The sequence below is a fragment of the Pseudomonas sp. MRSN 12121 genome, from assembly GCF_000931465.1.
Classification (GTDB): Bacteria; Pseudomonadota; Gammaproteobacteria; order Pseudomonadales; family Pseudomonadaceae; genus Aquipseudomonas.
In genome coordinates this window covers 2405679-2426358 of the sequence record NZ_CP010892.1, presented here as the reverse complement: position 1 = coordinate 2426358, position 20680 = coordinate 2405679, and the positions used below count along the sequence as shown (strand labels likewise).

Genomic DNA, 20680 nt, shown 5'->3' with positions numbered 1-20680 from the left:
TTTGCAGAATGAAGTCCGGAAGAAACTTCGTTTGTCAGCCCACCCCATGCCGACCAGAATCAGCCCCAGCCAATGCCTCACCTCTTTGTCTCACTACGCCGGGAATCCTTGTTTATGAGCCTGCAGAGCTTCGTCAGCCCAGACCTGATCCGCCAACGTTTTTCACGGGCGATGTCGGACATGTACCGCGAGGAAGTGCCGTTGTACGGCGCCCTGATGGACCTGGTGGCGCAGGTCAACGCCGGCGTCCTGGAGCAGGATCCGGCCATTGCCCGGCAGCTGCGCCATACCGGCGAGATCCAGCGCCTGGACCTGGAGCGCCACGGCGCGATCCGGGTCGGCACCGCCAGCGAGCTGGCGACCCTGGGCCGCCTGTTCGCGGTCATGGGCATGCAGCCGGTGGGCTACTACGACCTCACCCCAGCCGGGGTGCCGGTGCATTCCACGGCCTTTCGCGCGGTGCACGAAAGCGCCCTGCAGGTCAGCCCGTTCCGGGTCTTCACCTCGCTGCTGCGCCTGGAACTGATCGACAACCCGGCACTGCGCGACTTCGCCGAGTCGGTGCTGGCCCGCCGCAACATCTTCACCCCGCGGGCCCTGGCGCTGATCGAACAGGCCGAAGCCCGCGGTGGCCTCAGCGAGCCCGAGGCCCGGGAGTTCGTCGAGCAGGCCCTGGAAACCTTCCGCTGGCACCACAGCGCGACGGTCACGGCCGAGCAGTACCAGCAACTGAGCGCCCAGCACCGGCTGATCGCCGACGTGGTGGCCTTCAAGGGGCCGCACATCAACCACCTGACGCCGCGCACCCTGGATATCGACCAGGTGCAGCAACGGATGCCCGGCCACGGCATCACGCCCAAGGCGGTGATCGAAGGCCCGCCGCGCCGCGCCTGCCCGATCCTGCTGCGCCAGACCAGCTTCAAGGCCCTGGAGGAACCCGTGGCCTTCACCGACCAGCCCCACGGCCGCGGCAGCCACAGCGCACGCTTCGGCGAGATCGAACAGCGCGGCGCCGCCCTCACCCCCAAGGGCCGGGCGCTGTACGACCAGCTGTTGAACGCCGCGCGCGACGCCCTGGGGGATTTCCCCAACGAAGCCAACGCCCAGCGCTACGACGCCTTGATGGCCGAGCACTTCCAGGCTTTCCCCGACAACCATGACGACATGCGCGCCCAGGGCCTGGCGTACTTCCGCTACTTCGTCAGCGACGAGGGCCTGGCCGCGCGCCAGCAGGGTGATCGGCCGACGGGCCTGGAGGCGCTGATCCGCGCCGGGCATGTGCGGGCCGAGCCGCTGGTGTATGAGGACTTCCTGCCGGTCAGCGCCGCGGGGATCTTCCAGTCCAACCTGGGCGACGATGCGCAAAGCCATTACGCCGGCCATTCCAACCGGCAGGCCTTCGAGCAGGCCCTGGGCCGCCGGACCATCGACGAATTGCAGTTGTACGCCGACACCCAACAACGCTCGCTGCAAGCGTGTGCCGAGGCCCTGGGCCTGCCCGCGCTCTGATTTTTCCTCCCCCGGCATCGGCCAAGACAGGTCGGTGCCGGCGATTTTTCCGAGCCGTCGACCCAATGACTACGGGGTGTTTCAGTAGCCCCGTTCGACAACATCGCGATACGAAAAGCCCCGCCTCGCCACCACCGCGCTGCTTACCTTTCCATGACGCCCGCACGAGCCGTCAGTCGCCTGACGGCTCGTGCCTGCTTTCAATTTTGTCTCTATATGGATACAGTCGCTCATGGATTACGAGATCCTGCAAACCACCGCCTTTGCCCGGTGGCACACCACGCTACGGGACCTGCGCGCCAGGATCGCCATCGCTCGGCGCCTCGAGCGGGCCGCGGCGGGCAACCTGGGCGATGTGAAGAACCTGGGCGGCGGTCTCATGGAAATGCGCGTGAATACCGGCGCCGGCTACCGCCTCTATTTCACGCTTCGCGGGTGCACCCTCATCGTCCTGTTGCTGGGCGGCGACAAGTCCACCCAGCCAGCCGATATCGACCAGGCCCGTGCCCTGGCCAAGGAGTATTGAAGATGTCCGACACACTGGTTCCCTTCGACATTGCCGCCCTGCTCGACAGCGACCAGGCGATCAGCGAGTACCTGTCCCAGGTCCTCGCCGACGGCGATACCGACGAGCTGATCCGCGCCCTGGGCCATGTCGCCCGGGCCCGCGGCATGACGCAGATCGCCAAGCACACCGGCCAGGGCCGGGCCAGCCTCTACAAGGCGTTTGCCCCCGGCGCCAAGCCGCGCTTCGATACGGTGGTCAAGGTCATGCGCGCCCTTGGCCTGCAGTTGTGCACGACCGTGCCGCGCGGCTGAATGCCAGGCCCGCGGCAGGCGCGAACAGCTCGGGCGCAGTGGGCAAAACGCAGGCAACGCCGACGCGCCTTGCGGGTCGCGAAGTACAGGCACAAGGCGGGAGAAGCGAATGAAGGGAAATCGTGGGGGGAGCCCCCGAAGAGGGTGTTCGCCCAGTGCTCTGGCCTGGCAATCCTTGCACCGGTAAAGAGCCCTTGCACCGGGCGAACGAGAACTATTTTAATCGAACAACAAAGGAAAGTCCGTGCACATATTCTGAATAATTCTGAACACAAAGCAGGCGGAAATTTTTTCATTTCGCTCACTTTCGTTCAATTCCCGCACGGACCTCCCCTCCCAAGATCAGGCCCCGGTCGCCACAACGACCGACGCCCGCTCTCACTCAACCTTCATGCTGCGTAGTCACTTGCAACACGTCGGTATAGGTCACCACCACGCTCTGGCCAACCTTGAGGTCCTTCAGGCGGGCCTGGACTTCCGGTTTTTCCACGTCCACGACCTTCTTGTTACCGGCCGGCCCCATGAAGGTCAGCTGGTTTTTCTTCAGGTCGATATCGGTGATCTTCAACTGCACCTGCACCTGGCGATAAGCCTCGCCGCCCGGGTTGGGGCTGCCCTCGGCGGCGCGAGCCACCCCGGTACTCTCGGCCGAGCCCGGCAGGCCTTTGTCCACATCGGTATCCAGTACCGCCACCACCGCGCGAGTGACCCGCACATTGACCTGGTCGCCCACCTTCAGGTTTTTCAAGTTCTTGGCCTGGTCGCTGAGCTGCACATGCACCGGCTGGCCCTGGGCATTTTCCAGCACCACCCGGTGCTTGGCAGCGTCCACCGAGAGCACCTTGGTCACCAGTTCATCGGCCTGCACGGTGCCGGCCAATGGAATGTCGCCGGCGTAGGCCTGCAGGCTGGCGGTGGACAACAGAGCGGCCAAGGCAACGGCCCTGGCCAGCGAATGAAGCGGCTTCATAGAAGTTCATCCCTGTGATTGAAGACAAGACCGCGCCTTGCATTGGCGCGGTGCCGCTTGAGCATAGACGCTATCAATGCCAGCGCCGCCCCAAGCAGCAGATTCGTCGCCCCGTTGTTCAGCCCCCCAGCGCCTGCACCAGCACGGCCTGGTTCTGCAACTGCACAGTCTTGATCCGCGACAGCGCGTTCTGCGCCGTCAGCTCGACCCGCTGCGCCTGCAGCACATCGAGAAACGGCGCCTCGCCGGCGGCCCAGGAGCGCTGGATCTGCTGCGCCGCGGCACTGGCCTGCTCGGCCGCACGGGCCAGATGCCGCTGGCTTTCGGCATTGCGCCGGGCGGCGGCCAGGGCCGACTCCACCTCGGCCACGGCGTTGAGCACGGTCCGTCGATAAGCGAGCAAGGCCTGCCGGCCCTCGGCATCGCGCAGCTCCACCACCGCGCGCCGACGCCCGCCGTCCAGCAGCGGCACGCTGGCATTGAGGCCGGCCAGCCAGAAGGTCGAGTTGGCCAGGTTCGCCGCGCCGGCCCCATCGACCAACGAACCCAGCGCCGCCGACAGGCTCAAGCGCGGCAGCACATCGGCCTTGGCCACCCCGACCCGGGCGTAAGCGGCGATCAGCCGGGCCTCGGCGGCGCGGATGTCCGGGCGCCGCCGCAACAGGTCGGCCGGGGTGCCGGCATCCACCAGGGCCACCTCGCTCAGTTGCACCGGGCTGGCGGCGAATTGCTGGTACAACGCCTCGCTCGGCTGCGCCAGCAACACCGCCAGGCGATGCAGCGAACGCTGCCACTCCAGTTGCAGCGCCGGCACCTGGGCCGCGGTGGACTCCGCCTGGGAACGGGCCCGCGACAGGTCGGCCTCGGGGCTGCTGCCTGCGGCGTACAACTGTTCGGTCAATTGCAGGGTGCGGCCCTGGCTGTCGGCGTTCTGCCGCACGATCCGCAATCGCTCCTCCAGCCCGCGGGCCTGGGCATAGGCCTGCACCACTTCGCTGACCAGCGCCACCCTGACCCCGCGCGCCTCTTCCGCGCTGGCCTGCAGGTCGGCATCCGCCGCCCGCACGCCTTCGCGAATCCGCCCGAACAGGTCGATCTCCCAGGACGCATCCAGGCCCAGGCTCAGGGGTTCGGTGATCAGCGGCTCGCTGAAGCCGGCCTGGTCCGCCGAGATCCGTTGCCGGGCGGCGCCCGCCCCCAGGTTCAGCTCGGGGCTGGCCCCGGCAGCCGCGACGCTGCGCAAGGCGCGGCTGGCATCGATCCGCGCCAGGGCGATCTGCAGGTCGAGGTTGTCCGCCAGCGCCCGCGCCACCAGACGGTCGAGCAAGGGGTCGTGGTACAGCGTCCACCACTGCTCGGCAATGCCCGGCGCCGGCGTTTGCGGTGCATTGACGAAGTTCGCGGCGGGCGCCTCGACGCTCGGCGGCAAGGTCGGCGCGGCACAGGCCACAAGCAGCGCCGCAGTAAAGGCCAGGGCGGGAAAACGCAGCAGATTATTCATGGATCACTCCCGCGGCAGCGACGCTGGATGGGGCCTGGAGCCGCTCGCCCCCGGCGAGACGGCGGATCAGGACATAGAAGATCGGGGTGAACAGCAGGCCGAACAGGGTCACGCCGATCATCCCGAAGAACACCGCCGAACCCACCGCCTGGCGCATTTCCGAGCCAGCGCCTTCGGACAGCACCAGCGGTAGCACCCCGAGAATAAAGGCCAGGGAGGTCATCAGGATCGGCCGCAGGCGCAGGCGGCAAGCCTCCACCACCGCGTCGACGATGCCTTGCCCGTCGCGCTCCTGCTGGCGCGCCACCTCGACGATCAGGATGGCGTTTTTCGCCGCCAGTCCCACCAGCACGATGAAGCCGATCTGGGTCAGGATGTTGATGTCCAGGCCCATCAGGCGCACGCCGCTGGCGGCGGCCAGCAGGCACATGGGCACGATCAGCAGGATCGCCAGCGGCAGGCTCCAGCTGCCGTACTGCGCGGCCAGCACCAGGTAGACGAAGATCACACAGAGCGGGAACACCAGCAGGCCCATGTTGCCGGCGGTGGTCTGCTGGTAGCTCAGGTCGGTCCATTGGTAGCTGATGCCCGGCGGCAGGGTCTCCTTGGCCAGGCGCTCCATGGTGCGCAGGGCGAACTCGGAGCCCAGCCCGGGCAAGGTGTCACCGTTGATTTCCGCGGTGGGGAACAGGTTGTAGCGCGGGAAGCGCTCCACCCCCAGCGACTCGTGCAAGCGCGTGACGCTGGCGAGCGGCACCATGTCGCCTGCCTCGTTGCGCACCTTGACCCGCGCCAGGTCCTCGGGCGTGACCCGGAACGGCAAGTCGGCCTGGGCGGTCACCCGGTAGGTGCGCCCCACCAGGTTGAAGTCGTTGATGTAGGTCGAGCCGAAATAGGTCTCGATGGCCTGGTTGATCTGGCTGCTGGGCACCCCGAGCATCTCGGCGCGCTCACGGTCCAGCTCGACGAACACCTGCGGCGTGCGGGCCGAGAACGGCGAGTAGACGCCGGTCAGGCCCGGGGTCGCATTGGCCGCGGCGATCAGCTGCTCGGTGGCCTTGGCCAAAGCCTGGCTGCCCAGACCGGCGCGGTCCTGCAGGCGCATGGCGAAACCGCCGGTGCTGCCCAGGCCCTGGACCGGAGGCGGCGTGGCGACTATCACCGAGGCGCCGCTGACCACTTTCAGGCGCTCGCGCAGGTCGGCGGCGATCTTGTCCGAAGTCAGGCCGCGCAGCTTGCGCTGCGACCAGGGCTCGAACACCGGCGCCAGGCCGGAGGCGTTGGAAGAACTGGTGCCGGTGACCATGGAGAACCCGGAGAAGGTCGGCACCCGGTCGACACCCGGCACTTGCAGGGCGATGGCCTCGATCTGCTGGGAGATTTGATTGGTGCGTTCCAGCGAGGCGCCTTCCGGCAGTTGCACGATCACCACCAGGTAGCCGCGGTCCTGGGCCGGGATGAAGCCCTTGGGCGTGGACACCAGCAGGTAGGCGGTGGCCGCGATCAGCACCGCGTAGATCGCCAGCATCAAGGGCGTGCGCGCCACCAGGCCGCGCACGCTGGCGGCATAACCCGCCGACAGCTTGAGGAAGCCACGGTTGAACGCTTCCGCCCCGCGCTGGAGCAGTAGCGCCGGGCCGCGCCGTGGCGCCTGCCGTGGCTCATGCTGATGCCGACGCAGGATCATCGCCGCCAGCGCCGGCGACAGGGTCACCGAGTTGAACAGCGAGATCGCCGTGGCCACCGCGATGGTGACGCCGAACTGGCGGAAGAACTCGCCGGAGATCCCCGGGATGAAGGCCGTGGGAATGAACACCGCACAGAGCACCAGGGTGATCGCCACCAGCGCGCCGCCGATTTCCTGCATGGTGATCAGCGTCGCCTGCAACGGGCTCTTGCCCTCGGCCAGGTGACGCTCGACGTTTTCCACCACCACGATGGCGTTGTCGACCACGATGCCCACCGCCAGCACCAGGCCGAACAGGGTCAGGTTGTTGATCGAATAACCGAGCAGGGCCATGACCGCGAAGGTGCCCACCAGCGACACCGGGATCGCCAGGATCGGGATGATCGACGGCCGCCAGCCCTGGAGGAACACCAGGATCACCAGCACCACCAGGATCACGGCTTCATAGATGGTCTTGCCCAGCTCGCCGATGCTGTCGGCGATGAACGCGGTGGGGTTGTAGCCGATGCTGTATTCGATGCCTTCGGGGAACTCCTTGCTCAGGCTGTGCATGGTTTCCTCCACCACTTTCATGGTGGCCAGGGCATTGGCGCCGGGACGTTGCAGCACTTGCAGGCCGATGGCCGGGTGGCGCAGGTAATAGGTGTTGTTGACGTAGGCCAGGCCGGCGATTTCAGTGCGGGCCACATCCTTCAGGCGCACCAGGCGCCCGGCGCTGCCGGACTTGATGACGATGTTGTCGAAGTCCGCCGGCTCTTTCAGGCGGCCCTCGAAAATCAGGTTCGGCTGGAACGCCTGGGAGGCCACCGGCGGTTGCGCGATCACCCCGCCCGCCACCTGGGTGTTCTGCGCGCGCACCGCAGCGATGATGTCCGCCGGGGTCAGGTTGAAGGCCGCCACCCGCTCCGGATCGAGCCAGATACGCATGGAATATTCACGGGCCCCCAACGGGTTGATGTCGCCCACGCCGTCGATGCGCTTGAGGGTATCGGCGACGGTGCGGATGGCGAAGTTGGACACGTAGAGCTGGTCGTAGGCGCCCGTGGGCGAAGAGATGAAGATGGTCGACAGCTGGGTCGGCGACGATTTGCGCACCGATACCCCGCTGCGCTGCACCGGTTCCGGCAGGCGCGGCGTGGCCAGGGCCACGCGGTTCTGCACCAGTACCTGGGCCTTGTCGACATCGGTGCCGCTCTTGAAGGTCACGGTCAGGTTGAGGCTGCCGTCGGAGGTGGCCTGGCTGTACATGTAGAGCATGTCCTCGACGCCATTGACCTCCTGTTCGAGGGGGATCGCCAGGGTCTCGGCCACGGTCTGCGCCGAGGCCCCCGGGTAGGTCGCCTGCACCACCACGGTCGGCGGCGCGATGTCCGGGTACTCGGAGGTCGGCAGGATCAGGTAGGCCAGGCCACCGACGATCAGCAGCACGATGGACAGCACGATCGCCAGCACCGGCTGTTCGATGGAGATTTTCCCCAGGTTCATAGCGGCGCTCCTTCGCTGGCCGCCTTGGGCGCCAGCGCCAGGGCCTGCTCGCTGGCGGTCACGGTCGCGCCGACCCGCACCCGCTGGATGCCGTCGACGATGACCCGGTCCTTGGGCCCGAGGCCGCTGGCGACTTCGCGCAAACCGTCATGCAGCTTGCCCAGTTGCACCGGGCGCAGTTCCACCTGGTTCTGCGCGTTAAGCACATAGACCACCTTGCGCGTGGCATCGACGCTGATCGCCGTGTCCGGCAGCAACAGCGCCTGATAGCTCGGGCGCCCGGAGAACTGCACCCGGCCGAACTGCCCGGGGCTCAGGCTCAGGTCCGGGTTGGCCACCCGGGCGCGCTGGCGCAGGGTGCCGGTGGACGGGTCTAGACGGTTATCGATGAAGTCCATGCGCCCGCTCAGGGTCGGCTCGCTCTGCCCCGGCAAGGCGATGCGCACCTGATTCTGCGCCGTGGCGCCCTGCCCCTGCTGGCGATACTTGAGGTAGCTCTGCTCGTCGATATCGAAGTAGATGTCGATGGGGTCCAGGGACACGATGGTGGTCAGCAGGGTCGCGTTACTGTTGCCGCCGTTGACCAGGTTGCCTTCGCTGATCAGCTTGCGGCTGATGCGCCCGCTCATGGGCGCGGTGATGCGGGTGAACTCCAGGTCGAGCCGGGCATTGCTCAACGCCCCTTCGGCGCTCAGGACTTCGGCCTGGGCCGCCTGCCGCGCCTGCAGACGCTGGTCATACAGGCTGCGGGCGATGGTCTTCGACTCGATCAGCACCTTGGCCCGGGCATATTCCTGCTCGGCCAGGGCCAGTTGCGAACGCACCTGGGCCAGCTTGCCCTGGGCCTGGACCACCGCGGCCTGGAAGGCCCGCGAGTCGATGACGAACAGCAGGTCGCCCTTCTTGACGATGGCGCCGTCGGTGAAGGCGACCTTCTCCAGGTAGCCGCTGACCCGCGAGCGCACTTCCACCGAATCGGTGGCTTCGAAACGCCCGGTGAAACTGTCCCAGTCGACGATCTGCCGGCTCAGCGGCTGGCTCACCGAAACTGTCGGCGGCGCAGGCGGCGCCGCTACCGGGTCCGGGCCGCAGCCGGACAGTGTCGCCAGCAGCGCCAGGCTGACAGCGGACAACGCGGCGAACTTCAGGGGGGTGGATTGCATGGTGAATAATCCTGCTCTCATAACTTTCTCCCGCGCAAAAAAACAACTTTCCCAGTCGATTTCCGGCCACACGAAAGTACCGACCGCTTACTTTCAGGCAGCGGTCGGTTGAACTTTCTATTTCAGTTTTGTGCCGAGCCTTGGCTCAGGCTGCGGTTTCTTTCGACAAAGGCGCCGGACTCCTCGGCCTGGGTGCTGAGCGCGGAAGACAAGGCCAGCAGGGTGAGAAACAGGGCAGCGGTGTTTTTCAGGCTAAACATCGGGGGTCGCTCCAGTGATTCGTTAAGTTGAGCGAATTCTCCGTTTTTGCCGAAAAAGATAAATGCCGACCGGGGGAAAAGATTATTGAGCCGAAGTCACGAATCGAGACTTTCTTAGTTCAAGAAAAGTCACTTATATTCCAGCGCTCGATATAAGTGACTATCGGGAAAGTAACTCATGAACAATACGCACGAATAAGCCATCAATAACCGGTCATTTCCAGATAACCGCTGCCGGCATGGCTGCCGCTCAGTTGTACCGGCCCTTCCCAATACGGAATGCGCAGGTTCATCCAGGCCTGGGGATTGAGCGCCGCGGCGGTGATATCCAGGCCGCGGCCGGGAATGCGCAAGCGCCAGCGGGTGGGCAGCGTGCGCTCCGCCACCTTGGAATCCGCCAGCGGGATGAGCTGGATCTCGTCCTTGTGCAGGGTCTGGGTACGGCCGTCGGGCTCGATCCAGGTGCCGGTGATGTAGGGCGGCCGGTCGCTTTCCCGCACGCGGAACAGCATCAGCCGCGCGCCGCCGTCCAGGTGCAGGGAAAACCAGTCCCAACCGCTCTGCCCGGCCGCCAGGGGCTGGCTGCTCCATTCGCGGTCGAGCCAGGCCGGGCCGCTGACTTCATAAGTCTGGCCATCGATCTGCAGGCTGCCCTCGGCCTGGAAAAACGGCTGGCTGTAGTAATAGGACGCCTGGCCCTGCTCGGACTTGCGGCTGTAACCCGCCTCGCCCTGCAGCACCAGCGGGCGGTCGCTGCGCAGTTGCAGGCGATAGGCGAAACCCGGCCCGCCGGCCTGCAACTGCATGTGGGCCAAAGGGTCGGCCGTGGGCGAGAGGCTGCTCAGGCGCCAGTCGTCGATCCAGGCGGTGAACGGCTGCACCGTCACACCCGCCTGCCCCACCCCGCCCCGGGCGTAACGCTCGGCGGCGTGATGCACGCTGGCCGAGGTGGCCGCGGCATGGCCCAGCCAGACATTCGGCGCCTGCCAGCCGGGCTGGTCGCGCTCGGCGCGCAAGGCGCTGCGAAACAGCGTCCACTGCACGCCAAAACGCTGGCCGTCGCTGCTCTTGAGGTCGGCGGTGAGGTACCACCATTCGATGCGGAAACCGTCATGGGCGCCATGGTCGGCGGGAAAGCTGAACACCCGCCCCGGCACCACCTGTGTGAATGCCGCGGCCTCTTCGCCCAGGCCGGCAAAACCCTGCGCCGGCGCCTCGGGCTGATCACAGCCGCACAGTGCCGCCAGCAGCAACACGCCAGGCAGCCATTCAATCTTCATGGGCGAACGTCCTGAGCAGATCCGCCGGCTGGCTGCGGTACAGCCGCAGCAACGGCCAGACCGAGGCCAGCAAGGTGGCCAGCACCGCCAGGGCCAGCAATTGCAGCAGTTGCAACGGGAACACCCGCAGCGGCAGGCGCCAGCCGAACGCCTGGACATTGATCACCGTGTCCAGGCACCAGGCCAGGGCAATGCCCAGCGGCACCGCCAACAGCAGCGTGAGCAGCGCCAGCAACCAGGTCTGGCCGAGGTTGAGCAGCATCAACTGGCGCCTGCTCACCCCCAGCGCCCACAGCGGCGCCAGCTGGCCGAGGCGGCTCTGGCTCTGGGTCAGCAGGCTGATGAACAGCGCCACTCCGGCCACCCCCAGGGTCAGGCTATTGAGCGCGGCGGTGGCGGCGAAGGTGCGCTCGAACACCTGGCTGGACCAGCCCTTGAGCTGCGCCTGTTCGACGATGCGGCTGTCGTCGAGGCCGAAGCGTTGCTGCACGCGTGTCACCAGTGGCGCCACGGCGGCCGGCTCGATCCGCAGGTTGAAACGGTTGGGCGTCAGCTGCGGCCAGTGCTGCAACAGGTGCCCGGCATTCACCAGCAGGTGGCCCCGGGGGTTGCCGTAGTCGGCGTAGATCGCCACCACTTGCGGCGCCCACTGGCCCTGGGGAACGGGGATGCTCAGATGATCGCCGAGCCGCACCTTGAGCCGCCGCGCCGTCTGCTCGCTGAGCATCAGGGTGTCGGCACTGGCCAGCTGGCGCCAGGGCTGCTCGCCCAGGGCCTCTAGCAACGGCCAGTGCTGGCGGTAGTGGGCATGGTCGATCACGCCGTACAGGTCCGCCGGCCAGCCTTGCAGTTGCAGCGCCACCTGCCAGCCGGGCAACACCGCGGCAATGCTCGGCTGCTGCGGCAACCAGTCTTGCAGTTCGCGGGCTTGCGCCGGGGTCTGGGGATTGAGGTAGAGCTCGGCGCTCAGGCGTTGCTCCAGCCAGTCGCTGAAGGTCTGGCGAAAGCCGGCGGTCATGCTGCCGGCGCCGATGTTCGCCGCCAGGGCCAACAGCAGCGCCATCAACGCCAGGCTCAAGGCCGGCAACTGCTGCCGGCAATCGGCGACGAACCATTGGCCGAGCACCGAGCGGCTGCGCCCGAGCAACAGGTTCAGCAGCCCATTGAGCAACACCGGCAGCCCCAGCGCCGCGCCCAGCAGCACCCCGGCCAGCAACACGAAGCCGCTGCCCAGGCTGTCGCCCCAGTTCCAGGCCGCGCCCGCCAGCACCAACAGGGCTATCGCGATCCCGGCCTGGCGCCGCAGCCAGCGCGCATGGGCCTGGTGCCAGGCCTGGGGATCGGCCAGCGCCAGCAGCGGCAAGCGCGCCGCCCGCAGCAGGCTGTTGGCCCCCGCCAGCAAGGCGCCGAGCAGGCTCAGGCCGATGCCGCTCAACCACCACCAAGGGCTCAGGCTCAACTGCCCCGCCACCTCGGCGCCGTACAGGCCGCGCAGGCTGGCGGCGACATCCGGCAACAGCACACTGGCCAGCAGGTAACCGCTGAGCACCCCGGCCACCCCGCCAAGCAACGCCAGGCCGCCCAGCTCGACACACAGGCAGGCGATCAACATCCGCGCGCTGACCCCACAGGCACGCAGGGTGCGCAGCAGGCCACGGCGCTGCTCCAGGGCCAGGCCGATGGCGGCATGCACGATAAACAGGCCGACCACGAACGACAGGAAACCCAGGGCGTCGAGGTTCAGGTGAAAGCTCTCGGTCAGGCGCGCCAGATCGTTTTCCTCGCCGCCGCGCTTGAGCACCAGCAGGTCCTTGAACGCATCGGGCAAGGCCGGGGCCTGGGCGGCAAAATCCGCCGGCAACAGCAAACGCGACAGTTGCTGCGGCAAGCCCAGCAGCGGCTGGGCAAAACCGATATCCACCAGCAGCAGCCCCGGGGCCATATCCGCCTGGGCATGCAGCGGCGGCAGGGGCTGGCCGCCTGCCGTCGTCGGGCGCTCGCCTTCGCGGTAACCGAGGGCCTGCAGGGTTTGCGGCGCAATCCAGGTAACGCCCGGCGGGCTGACGAATTCGACCATGCGCTGGCTGTTCAGCACCTGCCCCGCCACCGCGGCGCCGGCCGGCAACGACAGCGGTTCGATCCCGAGCAATTGCAGGCGCTGCTGTTCATGGCCCTTGAGCGTCAACCGCCCCTGCACCACCGGCGACACCGGCCAGCCCGCCCGGCGCAGGCCGACAAAAACCTCCTGGGAAAATGCCGCGCCATTGGCCGTCGCCAGGCTGGCCTGGGGCGCACCGCCGATCAGTTGGCTGGCCTTGGCGTAACTGTCCCGCGCCTGCGTATTGAGCGCCTGCACCCCGGTCAACAGGCTGGTGGCCAGCCACAACCCGGTCAGCACACTGAAAAACTGCACCGGGTGCCGCCGCCAATGGCTGAGCAACGCCCGCAGGCCAAGCAGAAAAACCCGCACCTCAGGCCTCGCCCGCCAGGCGCCCGCCGTGCAACACGGCAATCCGCCCCAGGCGGCTGGCCACCCGCTGGCTGTGGGTGACCATCAACAGGCTGGTGGGGGTTTCCGCCAGCAACTCCAGCAACAGCTGCAACACCTCGTCGCTGGTGGCCTCATCGAGGCTGCCCGTGGGCTCATCGGCCAACAGCAACCGCGGTTTCGCCGCCAGCGCCCGGCCCAACGCCACCCGCTGCTGCTGGCCGCCGGACAACTGCTCCGGATAACGCCGCAACAAATCCCCCAGCCCCAAACGCTGCACCAACCGCGCCTGCCAAGCCCCATCGAAACGCCCCGCCAGCCGCGCCTGGAACCCCAGGTTGTCCTCCACCCGCAGGCTGCCGATCAGGTTGAACTGCTGGAACACCAGCCCCACCTCCGTGCGCCGCCAGTTGGCCAACTGCTGCTCGCTCATCCTCTCCAGCGCCTGCCCACCGATACGAATGCTGCCGCGATCGACCTTGTCCAGCCCGGCGACCAGATGCAGCAACGTGCTCTTGCCACTGCCCGACTCCCCCATCAAGGCCAGGCTGGCGCCCTGCTCCAGGCGCAGGTCGACACCCTGCAACACCGGCAGCGGGCCTTGGGGGGTGGGGTAGGTTTTACAGACGCCTTGCACGTGCAACATGAGCGGGCTCGTCGAACCGAAGAGGGAAGGCAAGGATAGCGCGTGTGGCAGACAGGTCGACGGAAAGCCTTGAGGTAATGAGTTCGCGACTGTTAGCCAGCAACGACGAACTATAGAATTGCGCCCTTTTCTTCATCGCAGGACGCACAGATGAATTACACCCAGGCCCAACTGAAATACCGGCTGGCCATCGCCACAGGCGCAGTGCTGTTCACCGGTGCCTTGATCTCCACCCTGTTTTCCACCCTGAAAATGCTCCGCTGGCGCATGAACAGCTACAGCGACGCCGCGGCGCTCCTCAACCGCCAGATCAAGGACTTTGTGTTCATGGTCTACAACAACACCCGGCCTCTGGACTGGTTCTGGGACAACAGCCCAACCCCCGACTTCATCCACCTGAGCAACCCACCCCACTGGAAATTCCTGGTGATCTACCTGCTGATCTTCATCGGCGCGGCCCTGTTCACCTGGGGCCGGACATTGATGCGCAAAGTCGAGGAAGTCGAACCCCTGATCCAGGCCCGGCTCAATGCGCCGGTGGAGGAAGGTGCTGCGGTTATGACGCAGCAGCAACTGGAGGATTCGACGCCGGTGGGGGACGTGCCTTCGTTGTTTTCGCAGGTTCGGCTGCTGTGTGTGCTGCCGGTGGGGATAGCCGTGGTTTATCTGGGTGTGCTGTGGATGTTGCACATTCTCTAAGGCTGGTGGTGGCAGGCCGAATAGTTAGTCGGCCCCACCTCCAAATGGACGGTGACCACCCTCTCCCTCCCAGTCCCCATTTGACACCAATCAGCGACCTACCCGTGCAACAGGCTCATGCCCGATGGCTTGCAATGGGACTCAAAACTACATTTGGTTGAATGTTGCAAACTGCTGATAAAGCTCATCGAAGGTCACTATATTTACATGCGATGCGACAGCTTGCCGCTGAACTTCAAACGCCTTCAACTTGACCGGGTCGGCTTCCAGGCTATCGAGATTTCCGGCAATCAAGAAACAACGTGGAGCGAACACTTCAAAGGATACCGGGGCATAATGCTGTTTTTGGAAGTAGTGTTTCATCAACTCACCGCGCTGAATCAACACTTGCGAAATCGCCCCAGAGACATCCCTGGATAGGGGATAGGTTCCTCGATACTTTGAGCCCAGCAACTTAGTATCCGGAGCCTTGATCTCTACCAGGCTAATGTTGCTGGTTTTATTAAGAAACGCGAAATCAGCCCTTAGCCCTCCAGCTCCAGAAGTATCTGTACCCGCAACATGGAACTCGCTTTGCAGTAAAACAGCATGCCCTCCAAGAAGGCGCTCCAAAACTCCCTTGCGGCTTTCAAACTCCTCTTGCCAAAACCCCTCGTCGCCCTTTTTCGACTCTCGATTGGTTGCCCACACCTCGAGTGCCCGAGCCACATCGGATGCGTAAATACCTCGTTCAATCAGTGGTAACACGTCGTCTGCAACTATGACGTTATTGAAGTCCTCTATGGCCTCCACGACCTGGCCAACAAGGCCTAGAGCCGACAGGTCTGGCTCTTCATCGTCTACATAGTCAATCAAGTCACTGAGGCTTTTTCGAGCCCGGCTGGTAGCCGTTATAAAACTTAAAAAAACTGGGTCAGTACTGCACCTTTTTGAGAAGGCCTTATTAGACACCTGACCGCCGAAAACCTCATGCAGTTTCTGCTCAACTTTTTCTTCAAGCAAACCGAGCAAATATTCGGCAGTCTCTTTGGGTTCTTCGGCAAAGCCTGGATGACTCAGTTTTATGCTGAGTGCTGTTGCTAACCTTTCTGCATCTTGAGGCCTTGCTTGGCGCAAATCCTCTGACAGAAACAAAGAGTCCACAAAATCAGAAACTTTAAATTTTTTCTTTCCCATATGTTGAGCACATCCATTGTCCATCCGTTTCAACCCTTTGGCAGACTGAAATCACTCCGTCATGCCGGCCGGGGCCAATGGTGCCTTATTTATAATCTCGACTCGAACGTTTTATGGATCATCGAAGGTCAGACTTTTCCCGTAAATCTGAGCTGTTACAGACCTCTAACGCTCGGTGAGCAGGTGATCCGTATCAGCACAAGGGATGATCTACGTCCCGACACAACCACTCAAACATCCGCTCCCATATACGGTTGCGCCGTCCAGGCGGCGCCCCTATAGTTCGCCCTCGCGGCAAAATCCGCGAACGACCTTGGCCGGTCGAGCATAGGAACGCTTCAGCGTCCAAAACACCAATTGCAGGCGCTTTTTTTGTGCCTGCGATTTTGTGTCATGGCGGCTGTGCGTGGGACACCTTCGGGTGTGCCGGTGTCCTATGCCCGGTCGGCCAACCCGCGTACAGCTGCCACCCTTATTCGCTTGGCCGCGAAAGGTGGTTGCTCTATTCATAGGAGCTGCACCGATGATTGACCATCACACTTCCCGCTTCACCCCCGTCGACACCCACGACGCCAATGCTCCCGTTTTCTACCTCGATACCGACGCCCCCTTGAGCGATCTGGCGGCCAGCGCAGCCCATCGTTTCACCGTGGTGCGCGACCTGATGGACAGCCTGTCCACGCTGAACCTGAAAGACATTTCCGACTGCGACCTGACGCGGGTGACCCGTGGGGTGCATCTGCTGACCCGGGAAGGGTGCGCGGTGTTGGAGGTGATTCAGTGGCGTGCGGCGCAGGAACCCTGAGCGCCATTGCATCTGGGCTGGTGTAGGGAGCGTCATTCCCCGAGCGACGCACCCTCTGAATGACATGCGCCGATACATAACTCCAGACACACAATTCAACCTGCGCTACTATGCGCCTGGAGTTATAAAGCACCTCTCACCCCGATAAGGAGATGGAGGTGCAAAGCAGACAGTTGATCAAGGAGCTTGAAGCCGCAGGCTGGGTGCTGGAGCGCGTAACCGGCAGCCATCATCTGTTCAAGCATCCCTACCGGCCCGAGACCGTTCCGGTGCCTCACCCGAAGAAGGATCTGCCACGGGGGACGGTCAGGGCCATCCAGAAACTGGCCGGGCTGATATAGCCTTTTCAGCCTTCGCACCTTTTGAGGAGATCCCCGTGCAATATCCCATCTGCATCGAGTGGGGCAACGAACACACGGCCACCGGCATCCAGATTCCCGACATTCCCGGAGCTGTCACCGCCGGCGACAGCTTCGAGGCTGCGTACAGCGCCGCCATCGAGATCGCGCACCTCATGCTCGAAGAGCTGGCCCGCGAGGGGCATGCCATTCCCCTGCCCACCTCCATCGGCACGCACCGCGCCAATCCCGATTTCGAGGGCATGGGCTGGGGCATGCTGGATATCGACATCACGCCTTACCTGGGCAAGACCGAGAAGGTCAACGTGACCCTGCCGGGTTACGTGATCCAGCGGATCGACCGCTTTGTCCGGGAGCACAACATCAAGAGCCGGTCGTCGTTCCTGGCGGATGCGGCGATGGAAAAGCTGGGGCGTTAAGAACCGAGAAGCGCCCTACGCACGACCCCGAACGCCACAGTTCCTGTCGCCGCTGCCGAGCCCTGGCGAGGCTGCGATAGGGCCGAAGGTCCTCCAGCGGTTTCAAGATCCCTGCGCCTGCTGCGCAGTCGTTCGCAGCCTCGCCAGGGCTCGGCAGCGGCTACAGGGTTTTGCGCTGGCCGGTAGGTCGGGTGGAGTTCTCAGCCAGGCCGCCGTCTTGCTTTTGATCTGAGCGCCCCGTTAACCACGATGGCCGAACGCAGGCATTGAGCCGTGGGTAACCCGGCAGGGATGCCGGGTTAGCCGCCCCAGGCCATGGATGGCCTGGGGCGGCCCACGGATCAATGCCTTCGTTCCGGCACACCGAGCCTAGGCGAGGTGCCGAGTGGAGGGGCAAAGCGTTTTGGTTACTTTGGCGCTCTTCCAAAGTGACCCGCCGTAAGGGCGGAACCATAAGCCGCCATTACCGCAGCAATGGATATGTACACCATCCAAAAAATGCAGCGCCAGAACGGGCGCCATCGCGAGCAAGCTTCGCCCCTACAGGAGTCCACACATAACCGCCAGCAGCGGTGATCGCAGCAACGGATATGTACCCAGCCCCCTACTGCACCGGCAAAAAATTCATCAACAACAAACTCTGCGCATAGTTAAGTCCGATGCGCCGATATCGCTCATCCAGCATCTGCGCCAACAGGTCGAGACGCGCCACGATCTTGCCGAATTCCACGGCAAAACTCAGGTTGCTGCCCTCCTCCGAAATCTCATTGGAAAACAGCAGCAACTCACCATCGGCGCCCTGCCGCTGGCTGAGCATCCACGTGGCCTTCTCGATGTTGCGCGCCGCATTGCTGACAAACTGCGGGTCGATGGTGTCGGTCATGAAAAACTCGGTACGCCCGCCATGGGCCGTCACCAGCATGCTGCCAATGGCATAGATGAAAGCGCCCACCCGATCTCCACGGAACTCCGGGCTCAGCGCATAACTCAACGCCGCCAGGTCGCGACGATCCCCCAGCGCCGGCAGGGCCCGCTGTTGCTCGATGGCCTGGCGAATCTCCCGCGCCGCGCTGGTGGCGTCGGTGTAACCCCACTGCCGCCACTGGCTGGGGTTGCGCAGGTAGAGCTTGTTCATCAACAGGTAGAGGCTTTGCAGGTTGTCGCGCATGCCCAGGGTGGCCATGCGGTCGACGCTGGTCTGGAAGAACTCCTGGGGTTTGCCGTTGCTGAACTGGTGGACCATGTCCCGCCCCTGCTGTTGGCTGCAACCGGTGGCGCAGGCCATCAAGGCAACCGCCAGCCACAACGACGGGCCCAGGCCACACAGGGAATAACGAGAAAGCGGATAGACCATCGGCACCATTCTGGACTCTGGCCGCGCGGGGGATCGGCGCGGCCTGGCCATGAATAGAACCGCAAAAGCGCAAAAAGTGCGGTGGCCGCGGCAATCCGTTGTCGATGCCCGCCCCGCGCTGGCCGAACAAAGGCTGGCTGCCCCACAAGCCCCGACAGCGCTGCATGTCAATGCGCCAACAAATTGCATTGCACCGCTCAGGGTCGCAGGATGGCGCCCTGGTCCACATCCCTTCAAGGAGATGCTCATGACGATCCGTGCTGTGGTTTTCGACTTCGGTGGCGTGCTGTTCGACTGGAGTCCGCACCACCTGTACCGCCAACTGATTCCCGACGACACCCAGCGCCAATGGTTCCTCGAGACCATTTGCACCCAGGCCTGGAACACCCAACAGGACGCCGGCCGGCCCCTGGCCGAAGCGACCCGCAGCCTGGTGGCCGAACACCCGGAGCACGCGCCCCTGATCGAAGCCTATTACGGGCGCTGGCCGGAAATGCTCCGCGGGCCGCTGGAGGAAGGCGTGGCCTTGCTGGAAGAGCTGCACCACTCGCAGGTGCCGTTGTTCGGGCTGACTAACTGGTCCCAGGAAACCTTCCCCTACGCCTGGGACAACTACCCGTTCCTGCGGCGTTTCCGCGACATCGTGGTCTCCGGGCAGGAACGGCAGATCAAGCCTGACGCGGTGATCTACCACACCACCGTGCAACGCATTCGCGCGCATCTGCCGGAGGTGGCGCCCGAGGACCTGGTGTTCATCGACGATCACGCGCCGAACATCGTCGCCGCCCGGGCTCTGGGCTGGAACGCGATCCATCACCAGTCGGCGGCTGAAACCCGGCGGCAGTTGCAGGCATTGGGGCTGGCGGTCTGAAACGAGGCGCGGGGCGCCAGCCTGTCAGTTGCCTGGCTGGTGCCGCGCGCGGTAGCGCCCCGGGCTTTCGCCGGTCCACTTCTTGAACGCCCGGTGGAAGGCGCTGGGCTCCTGGAAGCCGGTGCGCTCGGCGATTTCGCCGATGCTGGCGCGGCTTTCGCGCAGCAGTTCGACGGCCATGGCGCGCCGTACTTCGTCCTTGATTTCCTGGTAGGAAATGCCCTCGCGCTCCAGGCGCCGGCGCAGGGTGCTGGGGCTGATCCCGGCCTCGCCGGCGAAGGCTTCCAGGGTCGGCCACTGGCTGTAGTGGCTGCGGCGCAGGCGCTGGTAGACCTGGGTCGCCAGGCCGTGCTGGTTGCGAAAACGGATCACCAGCCACTGCGGCGCGCTGCGCAGGAACACCTTGAGCGCCGCCAGGTCCTGGACCACCGGCAAGCGCAGGAAGCGGCTGGCGAATTCGATTTCGGTGCGCTCGGCGCCGAAGGTCAGGTTCGGCCCCCAGAGCAAGGCATCGTCGCTCAGGGACAGGCGCGGATAACGAAAGTCGGCGCGGTCGATGGCAATCCGCCGCCCGCCGAGCCAGCACAGCAGGCTGATCATCAGCACCAGGAAGGTCTCTTCGCCAAAGCGCCCGGTGGCGGCGTCGCCGGGCTGGCTGTCGAGGCTGAGTACCGCGCGCTTGCCGCGCACGCTCAAGCTGCCGCGAAAGTCGCGCAGGAACAGGGCGAAGTTGGCCAGGCATTGACGCAGGGCCTTCTCCAGCGTGGGCTCCTGGATCAGCCCGCGGCAGATCAGGGCGAACGCCCCCGGCGGCAGGCCGTGGGAGTCGAGCTGGAAAAACTCGTCCCGCAGCTCGCGGATCTGGATCAGCCACAGCGCCGCGAAGGCGGTGGCCGGGACCCGCGCCTCGGGCTGGGCGAGCAGCGCCGGGTCGATGCCCGCCTCGGCCAGCACCGCGGCCAGGCGCTCGGGCCGGTCCCGCAGGGCATGGACCATCACCTGCACGAAGTAGACCGCGACCGAATCCTTTTCCCGCATCAATGGCTGCTCTCTGTGGCTGTGGACATGGCAAAAAACGCCAGCGCGACTGAACGCTTTCGGCATAGGCCGAGGGTGGCGCGGGCACTAGACTCGCGCCTCGAAGGTTGCATTGCAAGACGCTCACACGCCGCTCTGCGACACGCCCCGG

19 protein-coding genes are annotated in these 20680 nt (G+C 64.9%); 8 read left to right on the top strand and 11 right to left on the bottom strand.

Translation table 11 applies throughout. The annotated features are described in order from the left end of the window. The first annotated feature begins 114 nt into the window (after nucleotides 1-114). From TO66_RS11235 to TO66_RS11225, 3 genes are all read left to right on the top strand, one after another. Nucleotides 115-1509: a VOC family protein gene (locus TO66_RS11235; RefSeq protein WP_044462370.1), complete on the top strand. Its 1395-nt coding sequence runs from the start codon at nucleotides 115-117 to the stop codon at nucleotides 1507-1509. 232 nt (nucleotides 1510-1741) lie between these two features. After that, the gene (locus TO66_RS11230; RefSeq protein WP_044462369.1) at nucleotides 1742-2035 is read left to right on the top strand and encodes a type II toxin-antitoxin system RelE/ParE family toxin; all 294 of its coding nucleotides are present in this window, start codon (nucleotides 1742-1744) and stop codon (nucleotides 2033-2035) included. Nucleotides 2036-2037: 2 nt separating this feature from the next. Continuing rightward, complete coding sequence (locus TO66_RS11225) at nucleotides 2038-2328, top strand: addiction module antidote protein (RefSeq protein WP_044462368.1); 291 nt, start codon at nucleotides 2038-2040, stop codon at nucleotides 2326-2328. Between the two features lie 382 nt (nucleotides 2329-2710). On the opposite strand, the gene TO66_RS11220 is transcribed toward TO66_RS11225, so the two are convergent. The 8 genes from TO66_RS11220 to TO66_RS11190 all read right to left on the bottom strand — a co-directional run bounded on the left by TO66_RS11220 (nucleotide 2711) and on the right by TO66_RS11190 (nucleotide 13808). Then, entirely contained in the window at nucleotides 2711-3298 is a 588-nt protein-coding gene (locus tag TO66_RS11220; protein WP_044462367.1) for a hypothetical protein, read from the bottom strand. Nucleotides 3299-3416: 118 nt separating this feature from the next. Next, on the bottom strand, nucleotides 3417-4799 hold the full coding sequence (locus TO66_RS11215) for an efflux transporter outer membrane subunit (RefSeq protein WP_044462366.1): 1383 nt from the start codon (nucleotides 4797-4799) through the stop codon (nucleotides 3417-3419). Then, nucleotides 4792-7971: an efflux RND transporter permease subunit gene (locus TO66_RS11210; RefSeq protein WP_044462365.1), complete on the bottom strand. Its 3180-nt coding sequence runs from the start codon at nucleotides 7969-7971 to the stop codon at nucleotides 4792-4794. Before TO66_RS11210 ends, TO66_RS11215 begins: the two co-directional genes overlap by 8 nt. Then, entirely contained in the window at nucleotides 7968-9155 is a 1188-nt protein-coding gene (locus tag TO66_RS11205) for an efflux RND transporter periplasmic adaptor subunit (RefSeq protein WP_044462364.1), read from the bottom strand. The genes TO66_RS11210 and TO66_RS11205 overlap by 4 nt, the downstream gene beginning before the upstream one ends. 101 nt (nucleotides 9156-9256) lie before the next feature. Continuing rightward, on the bottom strand, nucleotides 9257-9394 hold the full coding sequence (locus TO66_RS33645; RefSeq protein WP_177330397.1) for a hypothetical protein: 138 nt from the start codon (nucleotides 9392-9394) through the stop codon (nucleotides 9257-9259). A gap of 203 nt (nucleotides 9395-9597) precedes the next feature. Beyond that, nucleotides 9598-10674 (bottom strand): lipocalin-like domain-containing protein, encoded by a 1077-nt coding sequence (locus TO66_RS11200; RefSeq protein WP_044462363.1) that lies wholly within the window; start codon nucleotides 10672-10674, stop codon nucleotides 9598-9600. Beyond that, a complete protein-coding gene (locus TO66_RS11195; protein WP_044462362.1) occupies nucleotides 10664-13144 on the bottom strand; it encodes an FtsX-like permease family protein in 2481 nt (826 codons plus the stop codon). Before TO66_RS11195 ends, TO66_RS11200 begins: the two co-directional genes overlap by 11 nt. Nucleotide 13145: 1 nt before the next feature. Then, nucleotides 13146-13808: an ABC transporter ATP-binding protein gene (locus TO66_RS11190; RefSeq protein WP_044462361.1), complete on the bottom strand. Its 663-nt coding sequence runs from the start codon at nucleotides 13806-13808 to the stop codon at nucleotides 13146-13148. A gap of 150 nt (nucleotides 13809-13958) precedes the next feature. Here TO66_RS11190 and TO66_RS11185 point away from each other — a divergent pair, with 150 nt between their 5' ends. Further along, entirely contained in the window at nucleotides 13959-14507 is a 549-nt protein-coding gene (locus TO66_RS11185; RefSeq protein WP_044462360.1) for a YniB family protein, read from the top strand. Between the two features lie 147 nt (nucleotides 14508-14654). Here the strand turns inward: TO66_RS11185 and TO66_RS11180 are convergent, their stop codons facing one another. After that, on the bottom strand, nucleotides 14655-15683 hold the full coding sequence (locus TO66_RS11180; RefSeq protein ID WP_177330396.1) for a Shedu immune nuclease family protein: 1029 nt from the start codon (nucleotides 15681-15683) through the stop codon (nucleotides 14655-14657). Between the two features lie 523 nt (nucleotides 15684-16206). On the opposite strand from TO66_RS11180, the gene TO66_RS11175 reads away from it, so the two are divergent. The 3 genes from TO66_RS11175 to TO66_RS11165 all read left to right on the top strand — a co-directional run bounded on the left by TO66_RS11175 (nucleotide 16207) and on the right by TO66_RS11165 (nucleotide 17266). Continuing rightward, nucleotides 16207-16488 (top strand): hypothetical protein, encoded by a 282-nt coding sequence (locus TO66_RS11175; protein WP_044462358.1) that lies wholly within the window; start codon nucleotides 16207-16209, stop codon nucleotides 16486-16488. Nucleotides 16489-16646: 158 nt separating this feature from the next. Further along, complete coding sequence (locus TO66_RS11170) at nucleotides 16647-16829, top strand: type II toxin-antitoxin system HicA family toxin (protein WP_009048155.1); 183 nt, start codon at nucleotides 16647-16649, stop codon at nucleotides 16827-16829. A 35-nt stretch (nucleotides 16830-16864) separates the two neighbouring features. Further along, nucleotides 16865-17266 (top strand): type II toxin-antitoxin system HicB family antitoxin, encoded by a 402-nt coding sequence (locus TO66_RS11165; protein WP_044462357.1) that lies wholly within the window; start codon nucleotides 16865-16867, stop codon nucleotides 17264-17266. Nucleotides 17267-17870: 604 nt separating this feature from the next. Here the strand turns inward: TO66_RS11165 and TO66_RS11160 are convergent. Then, nucleotides 17871-18629, bottom strand: coding sequence for a hypothetical protein (locus TO66_RS11160; protein WP_044462356.1), 759 nt, complete (start codon nucleotides 18627-18629; stop codon nucleotides 17871-17873). A gap of 238 nt (nucleotides 18630-18867) precedes the next feature. Between TO66_RS11160 and TO66_RS11155 the strand changes: the two genes are divergently transcribed. After that, nucleotides 18868-19491 carry an HAD family phosphatase gene (locus TO66_RS11155; RefSeq protein ID WP_044462355.1) on the top strand — a complete coding sequence of 208 codons (624 nt, stop codon included), beginning with the start codon at nucleotides 18868-18870 and terminating at the stop codon, nucleotides 19489-19491. Nucleotides 19492-19515: 24 nt separating this feature from the next. Here the strand turns inward: TO66_RS11155 and TO66_RS11150 are convergent, their stop codons facing one another. Further along, a complete protein-coding gene (locus TO66_RS11150) occupies nucleotides 19516-20529 on the bottom strand; it encodes an AraC family transcriptional regulator (protein ID WP_044462354.1) in 1014 nt (337 codons plus the stop codon). Nucleotides 20530-20680 lie beyond the last annotated feature (151 nt).

Bases quoted from the DNA above. Each gene is read 5' to 3' on its own strand.
- TO66_RS11190 (WP_044462361.1), bottom strand. From the start codon at position 13,808: ATGTTGCACGTGCAAGGCGTCTGTAAAACCTACCCCACCCCCCAAGGC.
- TO66_RS11230 (WP_044462369.1), top strand. From the start codon at position 1,742: ATGGATTACGAGATCCTGCAAACCACCGCCTTTGCCCGGTGGCACACC.
- TO66_RS11155 (WP_044462355.1), top strand. From the start codon at position 18,868: ATGACGATCCGTGCTGTGGTTTTCGACTTCGGTGGCGTGCTGTTCGAC.
- TO66_RS11175 (WP_044462358.1), top strand. From the start codon at position 16,207: ATGATTGACCATCACACTTCCCGCTTCACCCCCGTCGACACCCACGAC.
- TO66_RS11235 (WP_044462370.1), top strand. From the start codon at position 115: ATGAGCCTGCAGAGCTTCGTCAGCCCAGACCTGATCCGCCAACGTTTT.
- TO66_RS11220 (WP_044462367.1), bottom strand. From the start codon at position 3,298: ATGAAGCCGCTTCATTCGCTGGCCAGGGCCGTTGCCTTGGCCGCTCTG.
- TO66_RS11160 (WP_044462356.1), bottom strand. From the start codon at position 18,629: ATGGTGCCGATGGTCTATCCGCTTTCTCGTTATTCCCTGTGTGGCCTG.
- TO66_RS33645 (WP_177330397.1), bottom strand. From the start codon at position 9,394: ATGTTTAGCCTGAAAAACACCGCTGCCCTGTTTCTCACCCTGCTGGCC.
- TO66_RS11150 (WP_044462354.1), bottom strand. From the start codon at position 20,529: ATGCGGGAAAAGGATTCGGTCGCGGTCTACTTCGTGCAGGTGATGGTC.
- TO66_RS11205 (WP_044462364.1), bottom strand. From the start codon at position 9,155: ATGAGAGCAGGATTATTCACCATGCAATCCACCCCCCTGAAGTTCGCC.
- TO66_RS11180 (WP_177330396.1), bottom strand. From the start codon at position 15,683: ATGGGAAAGAAAAAATTTAAAGTTTCTGATTTTGTGGACTCTTTGTTT.
- TO66_RS11215 (WP_044462366.1), bottom strand. From the start codon at position 4,799: ATGAATAATCTGCTGCGTTTTCCCGCCCTGGCCTTTACTGCGGCGCTG.
- TO66_RS11200 (WP_044462363.1), bottom strand. From the start codon at position 10,674: ATGAAGATTGAATGGCTGCCTGGCGTGTTGCTGCTGGCGGCACTGTGC.
- TO66_RS11225 (WP_044462368.1), top strand. From the start codon at position 2,038: ATGTCCGACACACTGGTTCCCTTCGACATTGCCGCCCTGCTCGACAGC.
- TO66_RS11210 (WP_044462365.1), bottom strand. From the start codon at position 7,971: ATGAACCTGGGGAAAATCTCCATCGAACAGCCGGTGCTGGCGATCGTG.
- TO66_RS11185 (WP_044462360.1), top strand. From the start codon at position 13,959: ATGAATTACACCCAGGCCCAACTGAAATACCGGCTGGCCATCGCCACA.